Source organism: Amycolatopsis alkalitolerans (genome assembly GCF_006152065.1).
Classification (GTDB): Bacteria; Actinomycetota; Actinomycetes; order Mycobacteriales; family Pseudonocardiaceae; genus Amycolatopsis_E; species Amycolatopsis_E alkalitolerans.
In genome coordinates, this window is the sequence record NZ_VDFW01000028.1 from 15,096 (window position 1) to 30,835 (window position 15,740).

At 69.0% G+C, this 15,740-nt stretch carries 14 protein-coding genes; 10 read left to right on the forward strand and 4 right to left on the reverse strand.

From position 1 onward, the window contains the following. Positions 1-51: 51 nt before the first annotated feature. The 7 genes from FG385_RS25840 to FG385_RS25870 all read left to right on the forward strand — a co-directional run bounded on the left by FG385_RS25840 (position 52) and on the right by FG385_RS25870 (position 7,895). On the forward strand, positions 52-1,104 hold the full coding sequence (locus tag FG385_RS25840) for a substrate-binding domain-containing protein (protein ID WP_139099398.1): 1,053 nt from the start codon (positions 52-54) through the stop codon (positions 1,102-1,104). A 138-nt stretch (positions 1,105-1,242) separates the two neighbouring features. Further along, positions 1,243-2,931, forward strand: coding sequence for a purine-cytosine permease family protein (locus FG385_RS25845; RefSeq protein WP_139099399.1), 1,689 nt, complete (start codon positions 1,243-1,245; stop codon positions 2,929-2,931). Between the two features lie 13 nt (positions 2,932-2,944). After that, positions 2,945-4,123 (forward strand): formamidase, encoded by a 1,179-nt coding sequence (gene fmdA / locus FG385_RS25850; RefSeq protein ID WP_139099400.1) that lies wholly within the window; start codon positions 2,945-2,947, stop codon positions 4,121-4,123. 13 nt (positions 4,124-4,136) lie between these two features. Continuing rightward, positions 4,137-5,156 (forward strand): aliphatic amidase, encoded by a 1,020-nt coding sequence (locus FG385_RS25855; protein ID WP_139099401.1) that lies wholly within the window; start codon positions 4,137-4,139, stop codon positions 5,154-5,156. A 249-nt stretch (positions 5,157-5,405) separates the two neighbouring features. Then, positions 5,406-6,494 (forward strand): helix-turn-helix domain-containing protein, encoded by a 1,089-nt coding sequence (locus FG385_RS25860; RefSeq protein ID WP_139099402.1) that lies wholly within the window; start codon positions 5,406-5,408, stop codon positions 6,492-6,494. Positions 6,495-6,511: 17 nt separating this feature from the next. Further along, entirely contained in the window at positions 6,512-7,165 is a 654-nt protein-coding gene (locus tag FG385_RS25865; RefSeq protein WP_139099463.1) for a YdcF family protein, read from the forward strand. Further along, complete coding sequence (locus tag FG385_RS25870) at positions 7,095-7,895, forward strand: WbqC family protein (protein ID WP_139099403.1); 801 nt, start codon at positions 7,095-7,097, stop codon at positions 7,893-7,895. The genes FG385_RS25865 and FG385_RS25870 overlap by 71 nt, the downstream gene beginning before the upstream one ends. On the opposite strand, the gene FG385_RS25875 is transcribed toward FG385_RS25870, so the two are convergent. Further along, positions 7,873-8,637: an HAD-IIA family hydrolase gene (locus tag FG385_RS25875; protein WP_200834651.1), complete on the reverse strand. Its 765-nt coding sequence runs from the start codon at positions 8,635-8,637 to the stop codon at positions 7,873-7,875. The genes FG385_RS25870 and FG385_RS25875 overlap by 23 nt on opposite strands. Further along, positions 8,637-10,049, reverse strand: a complete 1,413-nt coding sequence (sthA, locus tag FG385_RS25880; protein WP_139099405.1) for a Si-specific NAD(P)(+) transhydrogenase — start codon at positions 10,047-10,049, stop codon at positions 8,637-8,639. Before sthA ends, FG385_RS25875 begins: the two co-directional genes overlap by 1 nt. Positions 10,050-10,174: 125 nt before the next feature. On the opposite strand from sthA, the gene FG385_RS25885 reads away from it, so the two are divergent. Continuing rightward, positions 10,175-12,277, forward strand: a complete 2,103-nt coding sequence (locus FG385_RS25885; protein ID WP_139099406.1) for a transglycosylase domain-containing protein — start codon at positions 10,175-10,177, stop codon at positions 12,275-12,277. Here FG385_RS25885 and FG385_RS25890 read toward each other — a convergent pair. Next, positions 12,264-13,445, reverse strand: coding sequence for a phosphodiester glycosidase family protein (locus tag FG385_RS25890; RefSeq protein ID WP_139099407.1), 1,182 nt, complete (start codon positions 13,443-13,445; stop codon positions 12,264-12,266). The genes FG385_RS25885 and FG385_RS25890 overlap by 14 nt on opposite strands. A 33-nt stretch (positions 13,446-13,478) precedes the next feature. Beyond that, on the reverse strand, positions 13,479-13,883 hold the full coding sequence (locus tag FG385_RS25895) for an SsgA family sporulation/cell division regulator (RefSeq protein ID WP_139099408.1): 405 nt from the start codon (positions 13,881-13,883) through the stop codon (positions 13,479-13,481). A 136-nt stretch (positions 13,884-14,019) separates the two neighbouring features. On the opposite strand from FG385_RS25895, the gene FG385_RS25900 reads away from it, so the two are divergent. Together FG385_RS25900 and FG385_RS25905 are read left to right on the forward strand one after the other, a co-directional pair. After that, positions 14,020-15,411, forward strand: a complete 1,392-nt coding sequence (locus FG385_RS25900) for a YibE/F family protein (protein WP_139099409.1) — start codon at positions 14,020-14,022, stop codon at positions 15,409-15,411. Between the two features lie 38 nt (positions 15,412-15,449). Next, complete coding sequence (locus FG385_RS25905; RefSeq protein WP_139099410.1) at positions 15,450-15,737, forward strand: hypothetical protein; 288 nt, start codon at positions 15,450-15,452, stop codon at positions 15,735-15,737. Positions 15,738-15,740 lie beyond the last annotated feature (3 nt).

Sequence of the window (15,740 nt, forward strand, 5' to 3'; positions counted from 1 at the left end):
TCCTCGGTCTACGTTCGGTCCTTGCCCAGTTAACCAGCCCCGGAGGCGCCCGTGACCGGTACGGCGCTCGCGATCGGTCTCGTTTTCCCTCTGCACGGCCCCGGCGGCGTTTTCGGCCCCTCGTGCGAGTTGTGCGCGCAACTCGCGGTCGAGGAGATCAACGCCGCGGGCGGGCTGCTCGGCCGTGAGGTCCGGCTGGTGCCCGTGGACGGTGGCGCCCCGCCCGCCCGGGTGGCGGCCGAGGTCGGCAGGCTCATCGCGACCGGGGAGATCCAGGCCGTCACCGGCTGGCACACCTCGGCCGTCCGGCAGGCTCTCGTCCCCCGCGTGGCCGGGCGGGTGCCGTATGTCTACACCGCCTTGTACGAAGGCGGCGAGCGCACGCCTGGTGTGTTCGTCACCGGCGAGACCCCGTCCGCGCAACTGCTGCCCGGGATGAGCGTGCTGGCGCGAGAATACGGCGCGCGCCGGTGGTGCCTGGTCGGCAACGACTACGTCTGGCCGCGCCACACGGCGAAGTACGCGCGCGGCTACGCCCGCGTGCTCGGCTGCCGCATCGAGACGGAAGCCTACGTCCCGCTGGGCACCGAAGACTTCCGTCCCGTACTGCGCATGATCGAGCGCGCGGCGCCCGACGCGGTGCTGATGCTGCTCGTCGGGGACGACGCCGTGCGGTTCAACCGTTCCTTCGCCGAGGCCGGGTTCGACCGGGACTGCCTGCGCCTGACCACGTTGATGGACGAGAACATGCTGCTGGCCACCGGCGCCGAGGGCACGCGCCGGCTGTATGCGACCTCCGGGTACTTCGAAACCCTTGCCACCGAGGAGAGCCTGGACTTCGCCGGCCGGTACGCGCGCCGGTACGGCGTCACCGCGCCGGCGGTCGGCAACCTCGGCGAGTCATGTTACGAGGGTGTAAGGCTGCTGGCCGCGCTGATCGAAGCGGCCTGTTCGGTCGAGACCGCAGCGATCGCCGGAGTCGCGGATTCCGTGTCGTACGAGGGACCTCGCGGTCGCTTGCGCCTGGAAGGCGGGCACGTCGCGCAGCGGATCTACCTGGCCGAGGCCGACGCGATGGATTTCACCGTCGTCACACAGCTTTAACACCGGTCGCGTTGACACTTCCCCGCGCGGTCACTTAATTTCCTAGGAAAGTACTTCGCATTCGGCCGATGCGCGCCCAACACCTCGCTCAACGACGAGCGGACACGGTTCCGTCCTCCCCGACCACGAGGTTTCCCGATGTCCGAAGCGCTCGACTCCCCGCCGGTGACCGCACCGGTTACGCCCGCCGGTTCCTCGCGCACCTATAACAAATGGACGCGAAACAGCACGCTGGAAGACTACTCACTGCGCTATGCGCCACGATCTTTTCGCAAGTGGACGCCGTATGTGGTCGCCACGACCGCACTCGGCGGGATCGCCTATCTCGCCGACTTCGCGATCGGCGGTTCCATCGCCATCACGCACGGGTTCGCCAGCGCAGTCACCGCCATCCTGGTCGCCGCGCTGGTGATCTTCCTGACCGGGGTGCCGATTTCCTACTACTCGGCGAAATACGCTATCGACATGGACCTGCTGACCCGCGGCGCCGGGTTCGGGTACCTGGGTTCGACGCTGACCTCGCTGATCTACGCGAGCTTCACGTTCATCTTCTTCGCGCTCGAAGGCTCCATCATGGCGCAGGCCTTCGAACTGGGCCTGCACATCCCGCTGGCGGCCGGCTATCTCATCGCCTCGCTGGTGATCATCCCGCTGGTGATCTTCGGCATGACGGCGCTGTCGAAACTGCAGGTGTGGACCCAGCCGATCTGGCTCGTGCTGATGTTCGCCCCGTTCGTCTCGATCGCCTTCATCGATCCCGGCAAGTACGCCGAATGGACGTCCTTCGCGGGCAACTCCACCACCGGTTCGTCGATCAGCCTGCTCGGGGTCGGACTCGGTGCCGGCGTCGCGCTCTCGCTCATCGCGCAGATCGGCGAACAGGTCGACTACCTGCGGTTCATGCCCGACAGGACGCCCGAGAACTCGAAGCGCTGGTGGACCGCGGTACTCGCGGCCGGGCCCGGCTGGGTCATCCTCGGCGCCTTCAAGCAGCTGGGCGGCGCGTTCCTGGCCTTCTACGTCGCCAGCGACGTCGGCCTGGTCAAGGCCGGTGAGCCGATCGAGCAGTTCCTCGCGGGGTTCAAGACATTCATGCCACCCTGGCTCGCGCTCACGATCGCGACGTTCTTCGTCATCCTGTCGCAGGTCAAGATCAACGTCACGAACGCGTACTCGGGTTCGCTGTCGTGGTCGAACTTCTTCTCCCGGCTGCTGCACAAGCATCCCGGTCGCGTCGTGTGGATCTTCCTCAACGTCGGGGTCTCCCTGGCGCTGATGGAGTTCGGCGTGTTCGGCTTCCTCAACTCCGTGCTCGGCTTCTACTCCAACGTCGCGATCGCCTGGATCGGCGCGGTCACCGCGGATCTGGTGATCAACAAACCGCTCAAGCTCAGCCCCTCCTACATCGAGTTCAAGCGGGCGCACCTGTACAACTTCAACCCGGTGGGCTTCGGCTCGATGCTCGTGGCCTCGGTCGTGTCGATCATGGCGTTCTTCGGGCTGTTCGGCGAGACCGCGCAGGCATTCTCCCCGTTCATCGCGCTGGTGCTGGCGTTCGTGCTCTCCCCCATCACCGCGCTGGTGACCAAGGGCAAGTACTACATCGCCCGCACCGACGACCAGGAGGAGCCGCTGTTCGTCGACGGTGCCCTGTCCGGTAAGGAATCGGAGTGCACGGTGTGCGCGGAGACGTTCGAGCGTCCCGACATCGTGGGCTGCCCGTTCCATTCGGGCGCGGTGTGTTCGCTGTGCTGCAGCCTCGAAAGCGACTGTCACGACGCCTGCAAGAAACCGGTCGACCTCGGCATGCCCGCCGTCGCACACTGAACGGAGACCCGCAGTGCCCAAGATCCTCAGCCCGGTCGACCTGTCGGTGACCCGGTTCGACCAGGCCGTGCCCGGGCACAACCGGTGGCATCCGGAGATCCCGGCGATCGACACCGTCGAGCCCGGTGAGGTGTTCCGGCTGGAATGCCTCGACTGGCTCGACGGGCAGATCAAGAACAACGACGATCCCTCCGACGTCCGCGACGTCGACCTGTCGGTCGCGCACGTGCTCAGCGGTCCCGTCGCCGTACGTGGCGCGGAGCCGGGCGACCTGCTCGTCGTCGACATCCTGGACATCGGCACCCTGCCGGACATGGAATGGGGCTTCACCGGGATCTTCGCGCGGGAGAACGGCGGCGGGTTCCTCACCGACGTGTTCCCCGAAGCCGCCAAGGCGATCTGGGACTTCTCGGGCATCTACGCGACTTCGCGGCATATCCCGGGGGTGCGCTTCGCCGGGATCACCCATCCAGGGCTGATCGGCTGCGCGCCCTCGCACGAACTGCTCGCGAAGTGGAACGCCCGGGAGCAGGCGCTGATCGACACGGCGCCGGATCGCGTGCCGCCGCTGGCGAACCCGCCGGTGAGCGACAACGCGCTGCTCGGGCAGGTCTCGTCGGGTTCGCCCGACTACGCGCGGATCGCCGCCGAGGGCGCGCGCACGGTGCCGCCGCGTGAGCACGGCGGGAACTGCGACATCAAGAACCTCTCCCGCGGTTCGCGGTTGTACCTGCCGGTGTACGTGCCAGGCGGCAACCTGTCGGTCGGCGATCTGCACTTCTCCCAGGGCGACGGGGAGATCTCGTTCTGCGGGGCGATCGAGATGGCCGGCTGGATCGACCTCAAGGCCGAGGTGATCAAGGGCGGCGTCGAGCGCTACGCGATCACGAACCCGATCTTCAAGCCCGGCCCCGTCGAGCCGCACTACAGCGAGTACCTCGTCTTCGAGGGCATCTCGGTGGACGAGAACGGGGAACAGCACTACCTCGACACGAACCTCGCCTACCGCAACGCCTGCCTGAACGCGATCTCCTACCTGCAGAAGTTCGGCTTCACCCCGGAACAGGCGTACCTGCTGATGTCCTGCGCGCCCATCGAGGGCCGGATCAGCGGCATCGTCGACGTGCCGAACGCCTGCTGCACGCTCGCGATCCCCACCGCCATCTTCGAAACACCCATCACTCCGTCCTAAGGAGACTGTCCAGATGCGACACGGAGACATCAGCTCCAGTGACACCGCCGTCGGCGTCGCCGTGGTCAACTACAAGATGCCCCGCCTGCACACGACGGGCGAGGTGCTGGCGAACTGCCGGAACATCGCCGAGATGGTGCGCGGGATCAAGACCGGGCTGCCCGGGCTCGACCTGATCGTGTTCCCCGAGTACTCGACGCACGGGATCATGTACGACCGGCAGGAGATGTTCGACACCGCGTCCGAGATCCCCGGCCCGGAGACCGAGATCTTCTCGGCGGCCTGCCGGGACGCGGGCGTGTGGGGCGTGTTCTCGCTGACCGGCGAGCGGCACGAGAACCATCCGGACAAGCATCCGTACAACACGCTCGTGCTGATCGACGACCAGGGTGAGATCGTGCAGAAGTACCGGAAGATCCTGCCGTGGGTGCCGATCGAGGGCTGGTATCCGGGGGACCGGACGTATGTCAGCGACGGTCCCAAAGGGATCAAGATGAGCCTCATCGTGTGCGACGACGGGAACTACCCGGAGATCTGGCGCGACTGCACGATGGCCGGGGCGGAACTGGTGGTGCGCTGCCAGGGCTACATGTACCCGGCGAAGGAGCAGCAGGTCCTCGTCGCGAAGGCGATGGCGTGGATGAACAACACCTACGTCGCGGTGGCGAACGCGAGCGGTTTCGACGGGGTCTACTCCTACTTCGGGCATTCGGCGATCGTCGGGTTCGACGGCCGGACGCTCGGCGAATGCGGCACCGAGGAGAACGGGATCCAGTACGCCGAACTGTCGCTGCCGCTGATCCGCGACGCGCGGGCGAACTGGCAGTCGCAGAACCACTTGTTCAAGCTGCTGCACCGCGGCTACACGGGCGTCTTCCACTCCGGCGACGGGGACAAGGGAGTGGCCGAGTGCCCGTTCGACTTCTACCGCACCTGGGTCGAGGATCCCGCGCGGGCGCAGAAGCAGGTCGAGGAGATCACCCGGTCGACACTCGGCACGGCGGCGGCTCCGGTCGAGGGCCTGCCCCACTGAGCCGGACCGGCCACTGTAGAACTCACCGTCCTGAATGTAGATCTCGGCGAGGTGAGGAGGCGGGGACCGCCCCTGCGCGGTCCCCGCGGCGGTGGAACGGCACCCGGCGCCGGATCTCGGCCCGGGACAAAGACTCAACCCGACGACGAGTGCCTGCCTCTAGGCTGAACGAAGGAATTCGTCACGGAAACGAACTGCTGTTGCACTTACGGTGCACTTGCGGCGCCCTTCGCCGGTTAACCTCATCGAGTGGTCACCGGGGACACCAGCCAGGTCGCCGCCACCGCCCACCACTGGAGTGGGCGCGAGGCGCGGCTGCTGAGGCACGCGCTGCGCCTGTCGGTCCGCTCCTTCGCCTCCTACCTGGGGGTCGCCGCCAGAACCGTGGCGAAATGGGAGTCCGGGGGCGCGAGCACGGTGCCGAGGCCGGACACCCAGGCGATCCTCGACACGGCGCTCTCCCGCGCCGGCGCCGACGCGCGCAACCGGTTCGAGATGCTGCTGCGGCAGCCGGACGAAGGCGCCGTGGCGCCCGTGACCGGGTACGACTACGACGCCTGGGCCGATGATCTCGACCGGACGCTGGCCTGCCTCGGCCGCCAGGAGTTCCCGCTCGCCCGCACCCTGCTCGACCGCTGGCTGCGCCGCTTCCACCCCAACAGCAACGACACCCGCGGGATGCACCTCTACGGCCGGTCGCTGCGCCTGCTCGGCGAGGTGCTGCAGGACCAGGGCGTCATCCACGGCCCGGCCTCGGCCGAGCACACCTACCGCAAGGCGCTGCGCGTGTTCACCGAACTGGGCACCCCGCGCCGGGTCGCGCAGATCGAACTGAAGCTCGTCGTGCTGGAGGAGATGGCGGGCCGGCTGGAGACCGCCGCCCGGCACTACGAGTCGCTCACCGCGGACGAGCGCCTGAGCGACCACGACCGCACCCGGGCCCGCCTGTGGATCGGCACGGCGCTGAGCAAGCGCGGGTTCAACGAGCCCGCGACCCGGCATATCGTGCCCGCCATCCAGGACTTCGAGACGATGGAGGAGCCCGAGGACTGGTCGATCGCCCACCAGAAACTCGCGCTCGCCCACCGCGGGGCCGGCGACCTGAGCGCCGCGGGGCACGCGATCGACGTCGCGCTGAACCACCGGGTCAACGACACCCCGCTGCAGAAGGTGCGCCTGGACACCGCGCACGCGCACATCCTGCTGTCCGACCGCGCGACCGCCGCGGGCGGCCTGACGATTCTCGACCGCTGTGCCCGCATTTCCACCAAATACGGGCTGCTGCATCAATTGCGGAGCATCGACGGGATCCGCCGCGCGTTCGAGCGGCAGGCGTGAGATCGGTACCGGACCGGATGCGGAAAGAACTGCTCGCGGACACCTGGGCGGACGCGGAGATCATCTGGCGTTATCACCGGCTGGGTCACCGGCCGAAGAAATGCGGCGCGGCCGTGGTCCTCGGTTGTCACGATCTGACCGTCGCCGCGTACGCGGCGGAGCTTTATCATCGCGGCCTTTTCCCGGTCGTCGTTTTCAGCGGGGCCAACAGCCGCGAAACGTTCGACATGTTCCCGCGTGGCGAGGGCGTGCACTACCGCGAGCGGGCACTCGAACTCGGCGTCCCGGACGAGGCGATCCTCGTCGAGCCGCAGGCGACGAACACCGGCGAGAACATCACCCTTTCGCGTGAAATCCTGTGCGGGGCCGGGATTTCCGCCGATCCGGTGATGCTCGTGTCGATGCCCTATATGGAGCGGCGCGCCTACGCCACGACTCGCAAGGTGTGGCCGGAGGTCGAGCCTGTCTGCGCCTCCGTCCCGCTGTCGCTCACCGAGTACCGGCAGGCCGGTGACCACGGCACGGAACTGATCGACATGATGATCGGCGATCTGCAACGGATCATCGAGTATCCCGGTCAGGGATTCGCGATTTTCCAGGATGTTCCCCCACCCGTGCGCGCCGCCTATCAGCGACTGGTGGCCGCCGGATTCTCCAGCCGCATGCTGTGATCGAATAGCGGCCGTGGCCGATACCGACCCGAGATCCTGTGCCGTCCATCAACCGAATTTCTTTCCCCGTTTGACGACTGTCGCGAAGCTTTTTCAGGCCGATGTGTGGGTGGTGCTGGACGATGTCCAGTTCAATGCCCGCGACTACCAGCACCGTGCCCGCCTGGCCCCGCTGGGCGACCCCGCGGTGCAGCGCTGGCTGACGGTGCCCGTGCACCGCCCGCGCGGGCGTGAAAGCCGGATCCGCGAACTGCTGCTCGCCGACCCCGGCGGCAGCCGGCGCCGCGTCTCGCGCCTGGTGCACCAGTACTACCGTCAAGGCCCGTACTGGGCGAGCACCCGGGACGCCGTCGAAGAGGTGCTCGCCGCCCTGGAGCTGACCGACCGGGTCGCCGACGTCGCCGAAGTGTCCACCCGGGCAGTGCTGGCGCGGCTCGGCTGGCGTGGCGAGGTCGTGCGCAGCAGCGAACTGCACGCCGGCGACGAACGCTCCGCGCGCCTGGCGGACCTGACCCGCGCGGTCCGCGCCGGCACGTACCTGTGTGGCCGCGGTGGGGCGCGCTACCTCGACGAAGCCCCGTTCGCCGCACGCGGGCTGACCGTCCGGTACCCGCCGCCGCCCGAACTCACCGGCAAGGACGGGATGCGCACGCTGAGCTCCCTGTGGGCCCTCTCGGTACTCGGGCCGGACGGGCTGCGTGAGGAGATCAACTCCGCGGTGACCGTCTGATCAGTTCCGGCACGTCCCCGAACCCGCCGACAACGTGGTCGGCTTCGCCGGTGTCGGTCTCCGGCCGGTACTTCCCCGTGCGGACCAGCACCCCGGTCAGGCCGCATGCCTGGGCGGCGAGGACGTCCGCCTCGATGTCGTCGCCGATCATGAACGATCCGGCCGGGGACGCGTCCAGCGCCGCCAGCGCCGAGACGAAGAACGCCTCCGCGGGTTTGCCCACGATCTCGGCCTCGACACCCGCCGCGCGTTCCAGTCCCAGCAGGAACGCCCCGGTGTCCAGTTGGAGACCCGCGTCGGTGCGCCAGTACAGATTGCGATGCATCGCGACGAGCTTCGCGCCCGCCTGCAGGAAACCGAACACGCGGTTGAGCTCCGGGTAGCCGAACTCGGGCCCGGCGCCGCCGACGACCACCACCTCCGGTTCGTCCTCGACGAGCCTCACGCCGTCCAGATCGTCCGCGATATCCCCGCTGTTGAGCAGGAAGCACCGCGCGTCCGGATAGTGGGCGCGCAGGTACCGCCCGGTGAGCACCGGCGCGGTGAAGATGTCCTCGGTCCCGACCGGAAACCCGCCGTCCACCAGTACCGCCGCGATCGACGCCCGCGTCCGCGACGTCGTGTTGGTCAGCAACGCGAAGTCCTGACCGTCTTCACGCAGGCGGCGCAGCGCCTCGACCGCCCCGGGTAACGGCCGCCACGAGAGCGTGAGCACGCCGTCGATGTCGATCAGAACCGCCATCAGGTGGTGAACCGGTCCAGTGCGCGGATCTTGTTCGTCGCGTCGAGCGCGGCGACCTTGTACGCCTCGGACAGCGTCGGGTAGTTGAACACCGCGTCGACGAGGTAGTCGACCGTGCCGCCGCAGCCCATCACCGCCTGTCCGATGTGGACGAGGTCGGTCGCCCCGGTGCCGAACACGTGCACGCCGAGGAGCTTGCGGTCCGTTGTGGACACCAGCAGCTTGAGCATGCCGTAGGAGTCGCCGGCGATCTGCCCGCGCGCCAGCTCGCGGTACCGCGCGGTGCCGACTTCGTACGGTACGGAGGACGAGGTCAGCTCCGCCTCGGTCGCGCCGACGTAGGAGATCTCCGGGATGGTGTAGATCCCGATCGGCTGCAGCGCGCCCAGCTCCTCGGCCGGCTCACCGAACGCGTGGTAGGCCGCGAGCCGCCCCTGGTCCATCGAGGTCGCCGCGAGCGCCGGGAAACCGATGACGTCGCCGACCGCGTAGATGTGCTCGACCCCGGTCCGGTAGTGCTCGTCAACCGACAGGCGACCGCGGTGGTCCGCCTCCAGGCCCGCCGCCGCCAGCTCCAGGTCCTCGGTCAGGCCCTGGCGACCCGCCGAGTACATCACCGCGTCGGCCGGCATGCGCTTGCCGCTGACCAGCGTCGTCACGGTCGCGTCGGCGGAGACGTCGACGTTCGCGACCTTCTCGCCGAACCGGAAGGTGACCGCGAGATCGCGCAGGTGGAACTTGAGCGATTCGACGATCTCCGGATCGCAGAACTCGAGCATCCGCTCCCGCTGCTCGACGACCGTGACCCGGCTGCCCAGCGCGGCGAACATCGACGCGTACTCGATGCCGATCACCCCGGCGCCCACCACGACCAGCGAGGACGGGATCTCCTCCAGCTGCAGGATCTCGTCGGAGTCCAGTACCCGCGCGGCGTCGAAGTCCACCTGGCTGGGGCGCGCCGGGCGGGTTCCGGTGGCGATCACGATCTTCGCCCCGGTGATCGCATGCCGGTCGCCGCGGTGCGTGCCCTCGACGGCGACCGTGTGCTCGTCGAGGAACCGGCCGGTGCCGATGAGCAGGTCGATGTGGTTGCGCAGCAGTTGCGCCCGGACGACCTGGACCTCGCGGCCGACGACGTGCCGCGTGCGGGCGAGCAGGTCCGCGACCGTGATGTCCTGCTTGACCCGGTAGCTCGCGCCGTAGAGCTCCCGCTGGTTCATCCCCGTCAGGTAGAGCACGGCCTCCCGCAAGGTCTTCGACGGGATCGTGCCGGTGTTGACGCAGACGCCACCGACCATGTCCTGCCGGTCGACGACGGCCACCCGCTTGCCCAGTTTCGCGGCGGCGATCGCCGCCTTCTGCCCGCCCGGGCCCGACCCGATGACGATCAGGTCATAGTCGAATTCGGTCACGCGCCAAGCCTGGTCACCCCGCGGGCATCGCGCAAGAGCGCCACGAAGGTCAAGGACAGCCCAGCAAAAGGTAAAGAGCAAGGCCGCAACAGAAGTCTCACCGAAACCTGACTATCGTCGCGGGTGTGCAGCTTTCCCGTAACCTCCCCCGATTTGTCGGTTCCTGCGCGATCGCGGGTGTCCTGGTCGCCGGGGTCCTGGCGCCGGTGGCGATGGGCGCGGGCGTCCTGTCGAACCAGGTGAGCGATTCGGTCGACGGGATCTCGGCCAGCCTGACCGCGAGCCAGCAGCCCCTGGTCACCACGGTCACCGACCGCGACGGCAACCCGATCGCGACGCTGTTCGACCAGTACCGGATCCCCGTCACCTACAACCAGATCGCGCCCACGATGACCGCCGCGATCGTGGGGATCGAGGACCGCCGGTTCTGGTCCGAAGGCGGGGTCGACCCGAAGGGCATGGTGCGCGCGGCGCTGCACGACAGCTCCGGCGGTGCCACCCAGGGCGCGTCGACGATCACCCAGCAGTACGTCAAGAACTACCTGATCAACGTCGTGGACCGGACCGACAAGGCGGCCCAGTACGCCGACCGCGCCGACACGATCGCCCGCAAGCTGCGCGAGGCGAAGATCGCGGTGCAGCTGGGCCAGACCCAGTCCAAACAGGACATCCTCACCGGGTACCTGAACGTGGTCGAGTTCGCCGGGAACATCTACGGGATCGGGGCCGCCGCGCAGGCGTACTTCCACACCACGCCGGACAAGCTCAACGTGCAGCAGGCGGCGCTGCTGGCCGGCATGGTGAACAACCCGAACCTGTACAACCCGTACACGCATCCGGAGCAGGCGCTGCAGCGGCGGAACACGGTGATCGACGCGATGGTCACCAACCGGACGCTCGCCGCCAAGGACGCCGAGGCCGCCAAGGCGAGCCCGCTCGGCGTGATCGACAATGGTCCGGACATCCCGCCGAGCACCTGCATGGGCGCCCCCGCGGACGCGGGCTTCTTCTGCTCGTACGCGGAAGGCTACCTGCAGCAGGCCGGGTTCACCGCGGACCAGCTGGCCACCGGCGGCTACACGATCAGGACCACGATGGACCCGGTGGTGAGCCAGACCGTCAAGAACGCGGTCGACGCCAACGTGCCGACCACCCAGGACGGCGTCGCGAACACGTTCGCGGTCATCTCACCGGGGCAGGACACCCACGAGGTGCTCGCCATGGTCGCGAACCGCAACCTCGGCACCGATCCGGCGCAGGGCGAGACCTCGACGGACATCGTCTCGCATCCCAGCAACGTGTTCGGCGCGGGTTCGTCCTTCAAGATCTTCACGTCGGCGGCCGCGATGGAGGCCGGGAAGGCCGGGCTCAACACTCCCCTGCCGAACCAGGGCGGCCACTGCTTCGTCCAGCCCGGGGCGAACAAGTACACCCCGCCCTACTGCATCCAGAACGACGGGCTCCACTACCCCGACCCGATCTCCCTGCGCGATGGCCTGGCCACGTCGCCGAACGTCGCCTTCGTCGGGCTGGAGCAGGAGGTCGGCATGGCGGCGGTGCTCGACATGGCGCGGCGGCTCGGCCTGCGCAACACGCTGACCACCAACGACGCGGGCGCCACCCCCGATCCGAGCTCGTCGAACCCCCAGTACAGCGAGCCGCAGTCGCAGTACTTCCAGAACAAGCTGTCGTTCACCCTCGGCAACAGCCCGGTGAGCACGCTGGAGATGGCGAACGTGCCCGCGACGCTGATGAGCGCGGGCAAGTGGTGCCCACCCAACCCGATCCTGTCGGTCACCGACCGGTTCGGGAAACCGGTGCCGGTCAAGCAGCAGCCGTGCGAGCAGGTGGTGCCGCCCGGCCTGGCGAACACCCTCATGGCCGGACTGAGCCAGGACACCGTCAGCGGTACCTCAGCCCAGGCGGCCCACGCGGCGGGCTGGACCCACCCCGACATCGGCAAGACCGGGACCACGCAGGAGAGCGAGTCCGTCGCGTTCGTCGGCGGGGTCGACAACTACGCCGTGTCGTCCATGGTCTTCGCCGACGGCCGTCATCCCGAGGAGATCTGCCCGGGCACCCCGGTGCACCTGGGCAGCTGCGGGCACGGCGCGTTCGGTGGCACGGTGGCGGCGCCGCCGTACTTCAGCGCGTTCAACCAGCTACTGGCCGGCAAACCGGACGTGCCGATCCCGGCGCCGGACCCGGCGTACCTCAACGCGCACTGAACACGCCGATCCCGTTCGCCACCGCGCGTTCCGTGCCGTCGGACGGGATGTTGCGCACCGTCGCCGCCTGACCGTGCCCGCCGACGGCCATCGTGGTCGAGCCGCCGCCGTCGAGGTTCACCCCGACTGCGGCGCCGGCGGAGTGCAGCAGATCCGCGAGCTCGGCGACGCTCATACCGGAGCTCGCCGCGCTGCGGCCGTCGACCGTGAGCAGGTATGCGGTGCGGCCGTCCGCGCTGGCGCCCGCCGCCGTGCGCGGCGCGAGGGTGGCGGCGTCCAGACCGGGCACCGGCTGCCCGCCGGAGAGGATCGGGAACCCGCCGACGGCGAACTCGAACGGCGGCACGTTCCGCGCGCTCAGCCGCCCGCCGACCACGACGTGATCACCGGGCGCCAGCCGCTCCAACTCGTCCGCGCCCTGCTCGCGGCCGACCAGGACCACGGTGCCCTCCGGGATCGGGCCCGCGCCCAGCGTCTCCGATTCCGACGTCACAACCCCGTGCCGTACCACGACTTCCTCGACCTGCGTCGTGCATCCCGCGGACCGGTTCGTATCGGTGCCGCACGCCGCGCGGGCCCGCGAGACCTCGCCCCAGTCGTGCGTGTACTCGCCGATCCCGCCGACCGGGATGGCGTACTGGTTGAGCCCCTCGAGCTCGAAGGTCCCCTTCGACGACACGACCGCACCGTGCAGGTCCACACTGGACACTCGGGCGCGCTGGTCCTCGCCGAGCCCGAACACGATCTTGGTGGTGGCTCCGGGCGGCATCGCGGGCCCGAACCGCTGGCCGTCCGGCACGGCGAACTTCAGATCCTGGCCGCCGGCGATCTCCGGGCCGACCGACGAACCCGTGGCCGGCACCCCGGCGTGGGTCTCGCTGATGTTGAAGAAGTCGCCGTTCGTGCCCGCCACGGCGTGCTGGGCGGTGGCCATCTCCGCCACTCCCTCCCGTTCGGCCACGTCAGCTGGATGCAGCAGGTCAAGCCGCGCCGTCCGCAGGTCCACGGTCACGAGATAGGCCGTGACCGGTCCATGTGCGGTGGACACGGTGAAAGTCCGGTAGCCGACCCCGGGCGCGACGAGGTCGTCGGCCGAGGCGGCGGGAGCGGCAACGGAAACCAGTGCGGCCGCGGCGAGCGCGGCGGCCGTGCGGGCGATGGTCTTCACCGCCCCACCCGATCATGCGTGCGTGAACGGCGGTCAGACCTTGCTGATCCGGGCGATGAACGCGTCGATGTCGAGCAGTTCGCTCTCGGTGCCGGGCGCGACGACCTGGCAGGTCGCGTCGACGAACTTCTCGACGTCGCGGCGGCGCATCTCGACGACGGCGTACCCGTCCGGTGATTCGAGTTCGATCACCAGCAGGTCCCTTTCGAACGCCAGATCCGGGCGAACGCGCACGTCACCGAGCCCGGCGGGTTCGACGAGGCCCTCGATGAGCAGATCCCGGCCGAAGGACCACTCGATCCACCGGCCGCGGTCGGTCCGGAACGCCAGCATCACGACATACGGGTCGCCCGCGATGTAGGACCAGCGGGAGAACACCGGGGTACCACATCCGTTGAGGGTCACGAACTGATGCTGTTCCACGACGTCGGTGCGCACAGCGGTCCTCCGTTCACCAGGTCTGTCAGGGAGGAGACGCCGGAGAAACCCGGACGTTACGCGGCATCCGGTCACGAATTCGCCACGCGCCGCACCCGGGCGCACCACGCCCGCCGGCGCTGTGCACGATAACGCGGTGGCAAGTGACGACATCGCCGAGGCCGAGACCGGCCCCATCCGCCGCATCACCGGTGAGCCGCCACGAGTCCCCCGCCGGGAACCGGCCAAACCGCCCGCCCGCCGCCGCGCCCCGGCCACCGGGCACGGGCATGGACATGGCCACGGCCCGGCGGCGCCCGCGTCGCGCCGGGTGCGCCGGCTGCTGGCCTGGCTGCTCATCCCGATCGCGGCCGCCGCGGTCGCCGGGATGATCGTGCTGTACCCGTGGGGGAAGGCGAAACCGGCCGGCGCCTACGAGCAGGGCGTGCCCGTGCGGGGCACCATCGTCACGGCACTGAGCGGGCCGTGTCTGGCGCCCGGCCAGGTCCAGGTCGGCTCCGAACCCCAGCCAGGCCAGAAGCCGTGCCTGACCACGGACGTCCAGCTCACCGACGGTGCCGCCGCCGGGACCAGCATCAAGCTCATCGTCCCGATCGAGCCCAGCACGCCGCGGTTCAGCGCCGGCGACAAGGTGGTCTTGTCCTACAACGGCGGCGACGCGAAGGACCCGAGTTCGTACCAGATCGTCGACTTCCAGCGTGGCGTGCCGCTGGTGCTGCTGGCCGCGCTGTTCGCCGTCGCCGTGGTCGTGCTCGGGCGCTGGCAGGGCGTGGCCGCGCTCGGCGCGCTGGTGATGAGCTTCGTCGTACTCGTGCTCTTCGTCCTGCCTTCGATCCTCGCCGGGGAGAACCCGCTGCTGGTCGCGATCGTCGGCGCGGGCGTGATCATGTTCGTGGCGTTGTACGTGACACACGGGCTCTCGGCGAGAACCTCGGTCGCGGTACTCGGCACGATGGCCAGCCTCGCGCTCATCGGCGTCCTGTCGGTGATCTTCTCCGTGGCGGCCTCGCTGACCGGGCTCGACGACGAGACGTCCACGCTCATCGGCACGCTCGGGCACGGGATCGACGCGCGCGGCCTGCTGCTCGCCGGGATCGTGATCGGCGCGCTCGGCGTACTCGACGACGTGACGGTGACGCAGACGAGCGCCGTATGGGAACTGCGCCGCGCCAACCCGGACCTCGGCTGGCGCGAGCTGTACCGGTCGGCCCTGCGGATCGGCCGTGACCACGTGGGCTCGGCGGTGAACACCCTCGTCATGGCGTATGCGGGCGCCGCGCTGCCGGTGATGCTCTACTCGTCGCTGTCCGGGGTCGGGCTGGGCGCCATCCTCAGCTCACAGGATGTCGCCGAGGAGATCGTCCGCACGCTCGCCGGCAGTGTCGGGATCGTCGCCGCCGTCCCGGTCACCACGGTGCTGGCCGCGCTCATCGCGAGCCGCGAAACCGTTCCCAGGGACCACAACAGTCACAGAAGTAAACACAAGCCACAGGTCAAGGCCCCGGTTTCGTCGCGACAGGAAGCGTGAGGTACGAAGTCCGGCAAGCGAACAAGAGGGGTGTCGCGATGGATCTCGCACTGCCGCGCCGCCTGTCCCGCTTCGCCCGGACCACGTTCAAGGCCGTGCAGAGCCTGCCGCGGCTGACGACCGTGCTGACCGAGCTGCGGGACGCGGTGAAGCAGCTCGAACGGCTCGCCACCTTCGCCGCCGAGGAGCTGACGGAGGTCGTGTACCAGCTGGAACGGGTCCGCGAACAGCTCGCCGAGATCGAGCGCCGGATGCCCGGCGCCGCGGGCTCCCGCAACGGGGAGGTCACCCGGACCGGGCCTCGCCGGTCCGCCTCGCCTGAGTGACGA